Consider the following 13,195-nt stretch of genomic DNA (forward strand, 5'->3'; position numbering starts at 1 on the left):
GAAGAGACTTCCTCCAGGCATGCAGACGCCCCCGCCCCAGACCGACCGGACCGAGCCGACCGACGCGGACATCGAGGCGTTCGAGCAGCAGCTCGGCCGCCCGCCGCGCGGGCTGCGTGCCATCGCGCACCGCTGCCCCTGCGGGCAGCCGGACGTGGTGGAGACCGCCCCGCGGCTCCCCGACGGCACCCCCTTCCCCACGCTGTACTACCTGACGTGCCCGCGCGCGGCCTCCGCGATCGGCACGCTGGAGGCCAACGGCGTGATGAAGGAGATGCAGGCCCGGCTCGCCGAGGACCCGGAGCTCGCCGCCGCCTACCAGGCCGCGCACGAGGACTACATCCGGCGCCGCGACGCCATCGAGGTGCTCCAGGGCTTCCCGAGCGCCGGCGGGATGCCGGACCGGGTGAAGTGCCTGCACGTGCTGGTCGGCCACTCCCTGGCCGCGGGCCCGGGCGTGAACCCGTTCGGCGACGAGGCGCTGGCGATGCTGCCCGAGTGGTGGGCCAAGGGCGCCTGCGTCACCCCGTGCGCGGAGAAGAAGGAGTCGGACGCGTGATCCGGGTCGCCGGCATCGACTGCGGTACGAACTCCATCCGGCTCCTCGTCGCGGACTGCGACCCGGCCACCGGCGAGCTGATCGAGCTGGACCGGCGGATGACCATCGTCCGCCTCGGCCAGGGCGTGGACCGGACCGGGCGCCTCGCCCCGGAGGCGCTGGAGCGCACCTTCGCGGCCTGCCGCGAGTACGCCGCGGTCATCAAGGAGCTCGGCGCGGAGCGGGTGCGCTTCGTGGCCACCTCCGCCTCGCGGGACGCCGAGAACCGCGAGGAGTTCGTGCAGGGCGTCAAGGACATCCTGGGCGTCGAGCCCGAGGTGATCTCCGGCGACCAGGAGGCCGAGTTCTCCTTCACCGGCGCCACCAAGGAGCTCGTCGCCCACGATCACCTGGAACGGCCGTTCCTGGTGGTGGACATCGGCGGCGGTTCGACCGAGTTCGTGGTCGGCGAGGACCACGTGCGCGCCGCCCGCTCCGTGGACGTGGGCTGCGTCCGGATGACCGAGCGTCACCTGGTGGTGGACGGGGTCGTCACCGACCCGCCGTCCCCGGCGCAGATCGCCGCGATGCGGGCCGACATCGAGGCCGCCCTCGACCTGGCCGCCGAGAGCGTCCCGCTGGGCGAGGCGCGCACCCTGGTGGGCCTGGCCGGTTCGGTGACCACGGTGGCCGGGATCGTCCTCGGCCTGCCGGAGTACCTCTCCTCGGAGATCCACCACGCGCGGATCTCCTACGAGCAGGTCCGCGAGGTCGGCGAGCGGATGCTGACGGCGACGCACGCGGAGCGCGCGGCGATCCCCGTGATGCACCCGGGCCGGGTGGACGTGATCGGGGCCGGCGTACTGGTGCTCCTGGCGATCATGGAGCGGATCGGCGCCACCGAGGTCATCGTGTCCGAGCACGACATCCTCGACGGAATCGCCTGGTCTATCGCCTGAACGACCTTCGAACGTGGGGTTGGGGGGTCTCCGGACCCGTGATCCACATAAAGTTCGTGAAGTTCTTCACAAGGAAAAGGGGCCTGTAGGGCCGATGGAAGGGCCGTTTGGGCCTCTCCGGAGGCCCTCGGGCCCTTTTCTGTGCCTGTTCGTGCGATCGGCGGACGCTGCGGGTTCCGCGTCAGAGGTATGGACGAACCCCTGTGGTCCAGTCCGGTTGAGGCCTTGGAGGCCAGTTCAGGACGGGTGAACAACGACTCCCGTTACACGGTGGTTCCCGTTGCGCGCCATGACGTCCGTCACGTGGGCGGCGGAGTGTAGCAGAGGCCTTCCGACTCCTTGTGAAGGGGCTCACGAGCGACACCCCTTTGGGTGCTGGATACTCGTTTCCATGAGCACCACGGAGCGTCCCAGGATCCTCGTTGTAGGAGGTGGGTACGTAGGCCTGTACGCGGCCAAGCGGATCATGAAGAAGATGCGCTATGGCGAGGCGACCGTCACGGTCGTCGACCCGCGGTCGTACATGACCTACCAGCCCTTCCTCCCCGAAGTGGCCGCAGGCAGCATCTCGCCTCGGCACGTCGTCGTCCCGCTGCGACGCGTGCTGCCCAAGGCAGAGGTTCTCACCGGCCGGGTCACCAGCATCGACCAGGACCGCAAGGTCGCCGTCGTCACGCCGCTCGTCGGCGAGGCGTACGAGCTGCCCTTCGACTACCTGGTGATCGCGCTCGGCGCCGTCTCCCGCACCTTCCCGATCCCCGGCCTCGCCGAACAGGGCATCGGTATGAAGGGCGTCGAAGAGGGCATCGGCCTGCGCAACCACGTCCTCGAGCAGCTCGACAAGGCCGAGTCCACGACGGACGAGAACGTCCGCCGCAAGGCCCTCACCTTCGTCTTCGTCGGCGGCGGCTTCGCCGGTGCCGAGACGATCGGCGAGGTCGAGGACATGGCCCGCGACGCCGCGAAGTACTACTCCACGATCAAGCGCGAGGACATGCGCTTCATCCTGGTCGACGCGGCCGACAAGATCCTTCCCGAGGTCGGGCCCAAGCTCGGCACCTGGGGCAAGGAGCACCTCGAGTCCCGCGGCATCGAGATCTACCTCAACACCTCCATGGACTCCTGCGTGGACGGCCACGTGGTGCTGAAGAACGGCCTCGAGGTCGACTCCAACACCATCGTGTGGACCGCCGGCGTCAAGCCCAACCCGGTGCTGGCCCGCTACGGCCTGCCGCTGGGCCCCCGCGGCCACGTCGACGCCCAGCCGACCCTCCAGGTCACGGGCACGGACTACATCTGGACCGCCGGCGACAACGCCCAGGTTCCCGACATGGCCGCCCGCAAGGCCGGCGTCGAGAACGCCTGGTGCCCGCCGAACGCCCAGCACGCGCTGCGCCAGGCCAAGGTCCTCGGCGACAACGTCATCTCGGGCATGCGGGGCTTCCCGCAGTCGGAGTACTCGCACTCCAACAAGGGTGCGGTGGCGGGCCTCGGCCTCCACAAGGGCGTCGCGATGATCGTCATGGGCAAGATGAAGATCAAGCTCAAGGGCCGGCTCGCCTGGTACATGCACCGTGGCTACCACGGCATGGCCATGCCGACCTGGAACCGCAAGATCCGCGTCTTCGCCGACTGGACCCTCGGCATGTTCCTCAAGCGCGAGGTCGTCTCGCTGGGTGCTCTCGAAACCCCGCGCGAGGAGTTCTACGAGGCCGCCAAGCCCGCCCCGGCTCCGGCCGCCACGGCCCAGAAGGCCAAGGCTTCCTGACCCGGCACCAGCCGGCAGGACCCTGAGCGACACCTGCACGTCCCCGAAGGGGCCGCCCGCCATCCGTGGTGCGGGCGGCCCCTTCGGCGTACCCGGGCCCCGGGATGGGTAGACGGAGGGGTCGGAGCTTTTGTGGAGGTGCGCCATGACCGACGCCGCGCCGCGGCTGGCTGCTGTTGCCGAGACACTGCTGGGTGCCCCGCTGCCGGTGCGCGTCCGGGCCTGGGACGGCAGCGAGGCCGGCCCGCCCACCGGCCCCGTGCTCGTCGTCCACGACCGCCGCGCCCTGCGGCGGGTGCTGTGGAAGCCCGGCGAACTGGGCCTGGCCCGCGCCTGGGTGGCGGGGGAACTGACCGTCGAGGGTGACCTCTTCGACCTGCTGGACCACGTGGCGGGGGTCCTGTGGGAACGCGGGCGCGCCCCGCTGCCCACCGGGCCGGGGGAGCTCCCGGCGCGCCCGGAACGCCCCCCTGCGGCCACCGTGGCGCCGGGCGCGCGTCCGGGGCCCCACACGGCCCGCAAGGGCATCGCGGCCCGCCCGCGGCTGCCCCGGCTGCCCGAGCTGCCGGGGGCCAAATGGCGGGACCCGGCGCACCGGGCGGCCGTACGGGAGCTGATCGCGCTCGCCGGACCCCTGCCGCCGCCCCCGCCCCCCGCCGAGGAGGCGGTCCGGCGGGGCGGGCAGCGGCACAGCAAGCGGCGCGACCGCCAGGCCATCAGCCACCACTACGACGTCGGCAACGACTTCTACGAGCGGGTGCTCGGCCCCTCGATGGTGTACTCCTGCGCCTACTGGAGCCCCGGCTCCACCCTGGAGCAGGCCCAGCGGGACAAGCTCGACCTGGTCTGCCGCAAGCTCGACCTGCGCCCCGGTGACCACCTCCTCGACGTCGGCTGCGGCTGGGGCTCCATGGCGCTGCACGCGGCCCGCGAGTACGGGGTCCGGGTCACCGGGATCACGCTCTCGCGCGAGCAGGCCGCGTACGGCCGCAAACGGGTCGCCGAGGCGGGCCTGGCCGACCTCGTCGAGCTGCGCATCCAGGACTACCGGGACGTCAGGGACGGCCCGTACGACGCGATTTCCTCCATCGGGATGGCCGAACACGTCGGATCCGACCGCTACCGGGAGTACGCCCGCACCCTGCACGCCCTGCTGCGCCCCGGCGGGCGGCTGCTGAACCACCAGATCGCCCGCCGGCCGGAGCCGGACGAGGAGGCGTACCGGATCGACGAGTTCATCGACGCCTACGTCTTCCCCGACGGGGAGCTCTCCCCGCTCGGCACCACCGTGGGCGAACTGGAGCGGGCCGGCTTCGAGGTCCGCGACGTGGAGGCGCTGCGCGAGCACTACGCGCTGACCCTGCGGGCCTGGGTGGCCAGGCTCCAGGAGCACTGGGACGAGGCCGTACGGCTGACCTCGCCCGGCCGGGCCCGGGTCTGGCAGCTCTACATGGCGGCCTGCGCGCTCGGCTTCGAGCACGGCCGGCTCGGGGTCAACCAGGTCCTCGCGGTGAAGCCCGCGGCGGGCGGCGACGCGGGCCTGCCGCTGCGGCTGCGCACCTGGGGGGTGGCGCAAACCCCGTAGCCGAAACGTATGTGCACAACGGGCAGGGCCCCGGGGCGTGTTGCCCCGGGGCCCTGTCTCGTCGTCGTCCCGCGTCCCGCTACTCGGTCTTGATGGCGGTCAGCATGTTCAGGCGGGCGGCGCTGCGGGCCGGCCACATGGCGGCCAGGACGCCGACCACGGCGGCCAGCAGGAGGAAGATGCCGATCCGGTCCCACGGGAGGACCAGCTCGTAGTTCGGCATGGACTTCGCGATCGTGGTGCCGACGGCCCAGGCGAGGAAGACGCCGATGGCGACACCCAGGACCGCGCCGAAGAGAGAGATCACCACGGCCTCCAGGCGGATCATGTTCTTCACCCGGCTGCGGTCGAGACCGATCGCCCGCAGCATGCCGATCTCCTGGGTCCGCTCGAAGACGGACATCGCCAGGGTGTTGACCACACCGAGCACCGAGATGATCAGCGCCATGCCGAGCAGGCCGTACATGACGTTCAGCATGGTGTTGATCATGCCGCCCATCTCGTTGCGCATGTCCTGCTGGGTGGCGACGGTGATGGCCGGGTTCTTGCCGAGGGCGTCGATGACCTTCTGCTGGCCGGCGGCGGAGGCCCCGCCGTCGACGTTGACGTACACCTGGGGGATGTACTGCTCCTCGCTGTGGGCGCCGAGGATCTTGTTGTCGATGACGTACGGGGAGAGCAGGCCCTCCAGGTCCTTGTAGACCGCGCCGACCTTCAGGGTGCCCTGCTGGCCGTCGTCGAACTGGACCTGGAGCGTGGAGCCGACGGCCAGGTTCGCCTTCTTGGCGGTCTTCTCGGCGACCGCCAGCTCGCCCTTGCCGAGGGCGTCCATCGAACCGCTGACGACCTCGATGTTCAGCATCTGGTCGATGGCGCCGGGGGTGACACCGGAGGCCGAGCGGAAGTCCTCGCCGATCTTGAGGAAGCCGGCGGCCTGCGGGGAGACCGCCTTGATGCCGGGGGCCTTGGCCAGGGTGTCGGCCACCGACTTGTCCAGGCTGCCGATGTCGCTCGCCATGGAGACCCGGTAGTCCGCCTTGAGCTTCTCGGTGCTCATGCGGTCGACGACCTTGCCGACGGTGATGCCGAGCACGGACAGGGTGGTGACCAGGGTCAGGCCGATCGCCAGGGAGGCGGCGGTGACGGCGGTGCGGCGCGGGTTGCGGACGGCGTTCTGCGCGGCCAGCTTGCCGGGAACCCCGAACGCCTTCTGGAGCAGCGGGCGGACCGCCGAGATGACCGGCTTGGAGAGCAGCGGCAGCAGCACGATCAGGCCGATGAGCATGAAGAACGCGCCCGCACCCATGATCATGCGGCCGCTGGAGCCGCCCGTGGACACGCCCAGCAGGACCAGGCCGACGGCGAGGACGCCGATGACGGACCCGATGACGTTGCGCACGATGAGGGACTTCGCCGAGGCCGGCAGGTGGGCGCTGCCCATGGCGGCGACGGGGGCGATCCGGCCGGTGCGCCAGGCGGGCAGCAGCGCGGCCAGCGTGGTGACCAGGACGCCGATGACCAGGGCCGCGATGATGGTGCCCGGGGCGACGACGAGGTCGCCGCCCGGCAGCTTGGCGCCGAAGGAGCCGATCAGGGAGCGCATGCCGATCGCCAGGCCGAGGCCGCTGAGCAGGCCGATGGCGGCGGACACGGCGCCGACGACCAGGGCCTCGGCGAGGACCGAGCGCATGACCTGGCCGCGGTTCGCGCCGACGGCGCGCAGCAGGGCCAGCTCCTTGGTGCGCTGGGTGACCAGCATGGTGAAGGTGTTGTAGATCAGGAAGATGCCGACGAAGAGCGAGATGCCGGCGAACACGAGCAGCATGGTGCTCATGTTGCTCATGCCCTTCTCGATCTGCTTGGCCTGCTCCTTGGCGAGGGCCGCTCCGGTCTGCGCCTTGGTGTGCTTGTCGTCGAGCAGCGGCTTGATCTCGGCGAGCAGCTGGTCGGCGGAGGCGCCGGCCTTGGCGGCCACCGACAGCTCCTGGTAGTAGCCGGGCTTGAGGTAGAGCTCCTGGGCGACCTTGGTGTCGAAGAGCACGAGGCTGCCGCCGGCCTGGACGGCGCCGTCCTCGGTGGTGAAGACACCGGCGAGGGAGTACTCCTTGACCGGGCCGTTGGTGGCGACGCGGACCTTGTCGCCGACGTGGTAGCTGCCCGCGTCGGCGGTCGCCTTGTCGAGCGCGATCTCGTCGGCCTTGGCCGGGCCGGCGCCCTGGGTGAAGACGTAGTGCGGGTCCTTGCCGTCCTTGACGGGGGCGTAGTTGGAGCCCTTGTTGGACCAGCCGGCGCCGATCAGCTTGCCCTTCTCGTCGCCGACGCCGGCGAAGCCGGAGACGCGGCCGGAGACGGAGTCGACCCCGCCGAGGGCCTTGACCTTGTCGAGGGTCTGCTGGCTGAGGCCGGGCTCGCCCTCCTTCTGTCCGTTGTCGTCGCGGCCCTGGCCGTACGAGGTGACGGAGACGGCCACGCCTTCGTAGCTCTTGGCGGACTGGCCGGAGAGGGACTTCTTGAGGGTGTCGGTGAAGACGAGGGTGCCGGAGACGAAGGCGACGCCGAGGGTGACGGCGAGGACCGTCATCAGCAGCCGGGCCTTGTGCGCGAGGACGTTGCGCAGGGCGGTACGGAACATGGGGGATCTCAGTCCTGGGGCTGGAGGTCTGGAGGAGGGCGGGGAGGGAGATCCCGGGTCAGCTGGTGCGGCCCTTGGCGTCGAACGCCTTCATGCGGTCGAGCACGCCGTCGGCGGTGGGCCCGTACATCTCGTCGACGATCCGGCCGTCGGCCAGGAAGATGACGCGGTCCGCGTAGGAGGCGGCGACCGGGTCGTGGGTGACCATCACGACGGTCTGGCCGAGCTCGCGCACCGAGTTGCGCAGGAAGCCGAGGACCTCGGCGCCGGAGCGGGAGTCGAGGTTTCCGGTGGGCTCGTCACCGAAGATGATCTCGGGGCGGGAGGCCAGGGCGCGGGCCACGGCCACGCGCTGCTGCTGGCCGCCGGAGAGCTGGGTGGGGCGGTGGCCCAGACGGCCGGCGAGGCCGACCATGTTGATCACGTTGTCCAGCCACTGCTTGTCGGGCTTGCGGCCGGCGATGTCCATGGGGAGCGTGATGTTCTCCAGGGCCGTCAGCGTCGGCAGCAGGTTGAAGGCCTGGAAGATGAAGCCGATCTTGTCCCGGCGCAGCTGGGTGAGCTGCTTGTCCTTGAGGGCGCCCAGCTCGGTCTCGCCTATGCGGACGGAGCCGGCGGAGAAGGTGTCCAGGCCGGCGACGCAGTGCATCAGCGTGGACTTGCCGGAGCCCGAGGGGCCCATGATCGCGGTGAACTGCCCCTGCCCGAAGTCCACCGAGACGTTGTCCAGGGCGACCACCTGGGTCTCGCCCTGGCCGTACACCTTGGAGAGGCCGGTGGCGCGGGCGGCCACGGCCTGAGTGGTGTGCGGGGCGTAGTTCATGGTGGTCACAGGACGGCTCCTCGATCTGCGGTGCGGGACGTTCCCATCCTCGCCGCGAGCACCCCCGCTCCGGATCAGCCGCCGAGCTTGTTTCCCGGCCCACTGGAGTCTGACAAGGGGCCTCGCTCCTCCTCCTCTGGTATGACAGGAGCCCTGATCGGCGGGGCGGTGGCCCGGGGTGGCGCGGAGGGTGGCGCGCGGGGTGGCGGGGCCGTCGAAATCCCGTCAATCCCGTACAGGTGGTGAGCGGCGCCCAGAACGGGCCGACCGTGCATTCTCGGGTCTGACGATCCCTCAAGCGCCAATAAAATCAGACAACATCGGGTTGACGGGCGATCAACGACGACGGTGTTACGGATAGGCTCGGATCAAGCGTTGAAGGCTTTTCCACGGGGGCCGCCACGCCCTGCCCGGATGGTGGAATGCAGACACGGCGAGCTTAAACCTCGCTGGCCTTCGGGCCGTGCCGGTTCAAGTCCGGCTCCGGGCACTCCGCAGCTCTCGCGAGGCCCGCTCTTTTATCTCCTGCGCTTCGCCCTGCCTTCTCCTAAGATCCTCCTCCAGCAGTAGGGTGCTTTCTTTGCGAGCGCATTACTCTTGTTGCAAGGCCGCGCTCGGTGGCCACGGAGGAGTGAGATGAGGAGCAGTAACCCGGTCTTCTCGCGACGGGGGTTCAGCCGCGACAACGGTGGCCACGCGGGCTTTGAAGCGCCGCAGCACCAGCAGGCCGGGACCAACCCGTACGCGACGAACCCGTACGCGACCGACCCGACCACGGGTATGCCGCAGGCACCGGCGCGCGCCGACGCGATGACCATCGACGACGTCGTGAGCCGTACGGCCATGACGCTCGGCACGCTCATCGTCACGGCAACCCTCTCCTGGGTGCTGCTGCCGGTCGACCCGGCCAACCTCGGCAAGTCGTATGGCATCGGCTTCGCCGCGGGCCTTGTGGCCTTCGTCCTGGTGATCATTCAGTCCTTCAAGCGCAAGGCCTCCCCGGGCCTGATCCTGGCCTACGCGGCCTTCGAGGGTGTCTTCCTCGGGGTCATCAGCGCCGCCGTCAGCACCTACCTCAGCCCCGGCGTGGTCATCCAGGCCGTGATGGGCACGATGTGCGTCTTCGCCGCCGTGCTCCTCGGGTACAAGATGGGCTGGATCCGCGTCACGCGCCGTTTCTACGGCTTCGTGATGGCCGCGACGCTCGGCTTCATCCTCCTGATGCTCACGAACACGCTGTTCGCGGTCTTCGGCGGCGGTGACGGCCTCGGCTTCCGCAGCGGCGGCCTCGGCCTGCTGTTCGGTGCCATCGGCGTCATCCTCGGCGCCTGCTTCCTCGCCCTGGACTTCAAGCAGGTCGAGGACGGCATCGCCTACGGCGCCCCGCGCGACGAGTCCTGGCTGGCGGCCTTCGGCCTCACCGTGACCCTGGCGTGGATCTACGTGGAGATGCTGCGCATCTTCTCGATCCTCTCGGGCGACGACTAGCAGGACCCGCAGGCCACCCCGGCCTGCGCACGCCACACGGCATGGGGAAGGCCCCGCGAGCACACCGCTCGCGGGGCCTTCCCGCGTCCAGGGGAACGGGGGTCGGGGGAGGGGGTCAGCCGAACCGGCGCGCTGCTCTGCGCAGGTCGTACTCGTGGATGATCGCCTTGGCCTGGCCGTACGACAGCTCGTGCGCGCCGCGGAGCCAGCTGACCTTCTCCTCGAACCGGACGAGTGAGGGGCCTTCGTCGACGGTGCGGAGCCAGTCGGAGACCTCACGACCGGTGGTCTGGGGGATTCTGTCGATCATGTTGCGGTGTGTGTGTTCGGAGAACTCTACGGACATGGGCGCCTCCGGAGGTATCGCCGTGCTGTTCTCTTCACGCCACCGTGCCGGAGAGTTCGCCCGTTGGCAATGGTGCCCGGGCGGCGCGTAAGGTCGGCCGGGTGCTTGATACTTCGCCCCTGACCGCCGTCGTGGAACGGTTCGCCGACCGGCTGCGGGCCGCGCCGCAGAGCCGCCTGCAGCAGGGAGCCGCCGCCGCGGCCCTGGAGCTGGCCCGCGAGCTCTCCGTACGGGCGCAGCGGCTGGAGACCCCCGGACAGGCGCCGCGGGAGCTGCCGGACGCCGGCATCTTCGTCGTCGGGGACCAGGTGGCCGTGACCGGACTGGACCTCGCCGAGGCGCTGCGCGCCGCGCCGGCCGGCCCGGACGGCGCGACGGCCCCGTCCGAGGTGCTGGACGAGGCCGTGGGGCTGGTGGAGCAGGCGGAGATCAGAGCGATGCGATGACGCGGTCCGCGAGGATGTAGACGTTGCTGTCGGGGTCCTCGGAGTCACCGCAGGAGAAGGTCAGGGCGTAGGCGCCGGAGATGCCCGAGCCGCCCAGCAGGACCGGGGCGGTGCCCGAACGCAGGGCCTCGGCGAGGCGCTCCGCGGTCTCCCGGTGCCCGGGGGTCATGCAGAGCGTCGTGCCGTCGGTGAAGACGTACACGTCGAGCGTGCCCAGCGGGCCGGGGCGGACGTCCGCGAGGGCCGTACGGGCCTCCGCGAGCTCCTCCAGGCGGTTGACGGTGCGCTCGTGGTCGGCGCCCGGGTGCGAGGCCTGGACCGGTACGAAGTCGGGGTGCGAGGGGTGGCGCCGGCGGGCGGCGGCCAGCTCGGCCGAGTCCTCGGGGTAGCCGGGGAGCTCGTCGAGGACCTCCTCGCCCAGGACGGACTCCAGACCCACCATGTCGGCCTGCCGGGGCAGGAAGACGGGGCTGTCCTCGCCGAGCCCGGACAGGCCGCCCAGCAGCGACGGGGCGTCGGCGGCGTCACGGGCCTCCTGCGCGGCCCAGAAGGCGCGCGCCTCGGCCAGCTCGCGCTCGCGCTCCTCGGCGAGGGCCTCGGCCACGGCGGCTCGTATCTCGGCGGCGGGGGACTCCACCGCGCTGCGGGCGTGCGGGACGGTCGCACCGCGGTGGTGGACCGGCGCCGCCAGCTCGGTGCGCAGGGCGGTGACCTGCTTGCGCAGACCGTGGACGGCGTGCAGCGCAGCAGCGCCCACGGCCGCGGCGGCGGCAGTGGTCAGCAGCAGGGCAAGAGACATGGCGCTCACTGGCTAACTCCTGAGGTGATTCGATCCCCCGACTTCCTACATCAGAGTGTCCCGACCTGGGAATGGCGTGCAGTGCATTACGTCACGAATTGGACAGGGCTTTGGTCACACCGACGCCCCCTGTACTGCCGCTGACCTGCACAAATGCCAATCCCCCAGGAGATAGGTCACATCCTGGGGGAGATTCGGTCACAGGTCGGCCGCGACGGGATTAGATCCGGTGTCAGTACGCCGCAGGGGATCCGGCCGGATCCCTTGCGGCGACTGGGGCCTGCTCTTGATCAGATCGCTTTGGATCAGTTCAAACCGACAGGTTTAGCTCAGGCGCTCGCTTTCTTGGTCGCGCTGAGCTTCGCCACCGCTGCGGGCAGGTGCCGCCCCTCGTTCCTCGGTGCGACCCCTACCCTCCGCTACGGCTCAGCTCAGGCGCTCGATGACCATGGCCATGCCCTGGCCGCCGCCGACGCACATCGTCTCGAGGCCGAACTGCTTGTCGTGGAACTGCAGGCTGTTGATCAGAGTGCCGGTGATGCGCGCACCGGTCATCCCGAAGGGGTGACCGACGGCGATGGCCCCGCCGTTGACGTTCAGCTTGTCGAGGGGGATCTCCAGGTCCCGGTACGACGGGATGACCTGGGCCGCGAAGGCCTCGTTGATCTCGAAGAGGTCGATGTCGCCGACCGTCAAGCCGGCCCGCTTCAGGGCCTGCTTCGACGCCTCGACCGGGCCCAGGCCCATGATCTCGGGGGAGAGGGCGGTGACGCCGGTGGAGACGATCCGGGCCAGCGGGGTCAGGCCCAGCTCGCGGGCCTTGGTGTCGCTCATGATGACCAGCGCCGCGGCGCCGTCGTTGAGCGGGCAGCAGTTGCCGGCCGTGATCAGGCCGTCGGGACGGAAGACGGGCTTGAGGCCCTGCACGCCCTCCAGGGTCACGCCGGCGCGCGGGCCGTCGTCGGTCGAGACGACCGTGCCGTCCGGGGTGGTGACCGGGGTGATCTCGCGGGCCCAGAAACCGTTCTTGATGGCCTCTTCGGCGAGGTTCTGCGAGCGCACGCCGAACTCGTCCATGTCCTGGCGGGTCACGCCCTTGAGGCGGGCCAGGTTCTCCGCGGTCTGCCCCATCGAGATGTAGGCGTCAGGGATCAGGCCGTCCGCGCGCGGGTCGTGCCAGGCGGAGCCCTCGCTCTGCGCGACGGCGGCCGTACGGGCCTCCGCGTCGCCGAAGAGCGGGTTGTGCGTGTCCGGCAGGCCGTCCGAGGAGCCCTTCGCGAACCGGGAGACCGCCTCGACGCCCGCGGAGATGAAGACGTCGCCCTCGCCGGCCTTGATGGCGTGCAGCGCCATGCGGGAGGTCTGGAGCGAGGAGGAACAGTAGCGGGTGATCGTGGTGCCGGGCAGGTAGTCCATGCCCATCTGCACGGCCACGATGCGGGCCAGGTTGTGGCCCTGCTCGCCGCCGGGGAGGCCGCAGCCGAGCATCAGGTCGTCGATCTGGCGCGGGTCCAGCTCGGGGACCTTGGCGAGGGCGGCCTGGATGATCGTCGCGGTCAGGTCGTCCGGGCGGACGTCCTTGAGGGACCCCTTGCCGGCGCGCCCGATGGGAGAGCGGGCGGTGGAAACGATGACGGCTTCGGGCATCGGGACTCCAAGGGGTGCGTCGTTGCGGGACCGCATGCGAAGTTACCGCCCCGTACGGTCGAGGTCACCGGGGTGGGGGTGTGATGCCGGTCGCTCCCGCGGGGGGTGCGGTGCCTTGGGCGGGGCCCGACGCGTTCGAGACGTGCGGCGCCGCTGGTGGGGCC

General features: G+C 70.6%; 11 protein-coding genes and 1 tRNA gene. 7 read left to right on the forward strand and 5 right to left on the reverse strand.

Annotated features, from left to right (window positions below; translation table 11 throughout):
* Positions 1 to 19 precede the first annotated feature (19 nt).
* The 4 genes from ACFYZ4_RS14225 (at position 20) to ACFYZ4_RS14240 (ending at position 4,850) form a co-directional block, all read left to right on the forward strand.
* Positions 20 to 559, forward strand: a complete 540-nt coding sequence (locus ACFYZ4_RS14225) for a DUF501 domain-containing protein (protein ID WP_351292336.1) — start codon at positions 20 to 22, stop codon at positions 557 to 559.
* Entirely contained in the window at positions 556 to 1,497 is a 942-nt protein-coding gene (locus ACFYZ4_RS14230; RefSeq protein ID WP_351292338.1) for a Ppx/GppA phosphatase family protein, read from the forward strand. Before ACFYZ4_RS14225 ends, ACFYZ4_RS14230 begins: the two co-directional genes overlap by 4 nt.
* A gap of 391 nt (positions 1,498 to 1,888) precedes the next feature.
* Positions 1,889 to 3,265: an NAD(P)/FAD-dependent oxidoreductase gene (locus ACFYZ4_RS14235; RefSeq protein WP_351292340.1), complete on the forward strand. Its 1,377-nt coding sequence runs from the start codon at positions 1,889 to 1,891 to the stop codon at positions 3,263 to 3,265.
* Between the two features lie 145 nt (positions 3,266 to 3,410).
* Positions 3,411 to 4,850 (forward strand): cyclopropane-fatty-acyl-phospholipid synthase family protein, encoded by a 1,440-nt coding sequence (locus tag ACFYZ4_RS14240; protein WP_351292342.1) that lies wholly within the window; start codon positions 3,411 to 3,413, stop codon positions 4,848 to 4,850.
* A 79-nt stretch (positions 4,851 to 4,929) separates the two neighbouring features.
* Here ACFYZ4_RS14240 and ACFYZ4_RS14245 read toward each other — a convergent pair whose 3' ends face one another.
* Together ACFYZ4_RS14245 and ACFYZ4_RS14250 are read right to left on the reverse strand one after the other, a co-directional pair.
* Positions 4,930 to 7,482 carry an ABC transporter permease gene (locus ACFYZ4_RS14245; RefSeq protein ID WP_390784004.1) on the reverse strand — a complete coding sequence of 851 codons (2,553 nt, stop codon included), beginning with the start codon at positions 7,480 to 7,482 and terminating at the stop codon, positions 4,930 to 4,932.
* A 58-nt stretch (positions 7,483 to 7,540) separates the two neighbouring features.
* Entirely contained in the window at positions 7,541 to 8,305 is a 765-nt protein-coding gene (locus ACFYZ4_RS14250) for an ABC transporter ATP-binding protein (protein WP_351292362.1), read from the reverse strand.
* A gap of 408 nt (positions 8,306 to 8,713) precedes the next feature.
* Between ACFYZ4_RS14250 and ACFYZ4_RS14255 the strand changes: the two genes are divergently transcribed.
* Both ACFYZ4_RS14255 and ACFYZ4_RS14260 read left to right on the forward strand, forming a co-directional pair.
* A tRNA-Leu gene (locus tag ACFYZ4_RS14255) sits at positions 8,714 to 8,795 on the forward strand.
* 146 nt (positions 8,796 to 8,941) lie between these two features.
* Positions 8,942 to 9,793, forward strand: coding sequence for a Bax inhibitor-1/YccA family protein (locus ACFYZ4_RS14260; RefSeq protein WP_351292346.1), 852 nt, complete (start codon positions 8,942 to 8,944; stop codon positions 9,791 to 9,793).
* A gap of 115 nt (positions 9,794 to 9,908) precedes the next feature.
* On the opposite strand, the gene ACFYZ4_RS14265 is transcribed toward ACFYZ4_RS14260, so the two are convergent.
* The gene (locus tag ACFYZ4_RS14265) at positions 9,909 to 10,139 is read right to left on the reverse strand and encodes a DUF4287 domain-containing protein (protein WP_351292348.1); all 231 of its coding nucleotides are present in this window, start codon (positions 10,137 to 10,139) and stop codon (positions 9,909 to 9,911) included.
* 101 nt (positions 10,140 to 10,240) lie between these two features.
* Here ACFYZ4_RS14265 and ACFYZ4_RS14270 point away from each other — a divergent pair, with 101 nt between their 5' ends.
* On the forward strand, positions 10,241 to 10,585 hold the full coding sequence (locus tag ACFYZ4_RS14270) for a hypothetical protein (RefSeq protein ID WP_351292350.1): 345 nt from the start codon (positions 10,241 to 10,243) through the stop codon (positions 10,583 to 10,585).
* Here the strand turns inward: ACFYZ4_RS14270 and ACFYZ4_RS14275 are convergent.
* Positions 10,569 to 11,384, reverse strand: coding sequence for a hypothetical protein (locus tag ACFYZ4_RS14275; RefSeq protein ID WP_351292364.1), 816 nt, complete (start codon positions 11,382 to 11,384; stop codon positions 10,569 to 10,571). The genes ACFYZ4_RS14270 and ACFYZ4_RS14275 overlap by 17 nt on opposite strands.
* Positions 11,385 to 11,810: 426 nt before the next feature.
* Complete coding sequence (locus ACFYZ4_RS14280) at positions 11,811 to 13,031, reverse strand: acetyl-CoA C-acetyltransferase (protein WP_351292352.1); 1,221 nt, start codon at positions 13,029 to 13,031, stop codon at positions 11,811 to 11,813.
* Positions 13,032 to 13,195 lie beyond the last annotated feature (164 nt).

Source organism: Streptomyces sp. NPDC001513 (assembly GCF_042894695.1).
GTDB lineage: Bacteria > Actinomycetota > Actinomycetes > Streptomycetales > Streptomycetaceae > Streptomyces.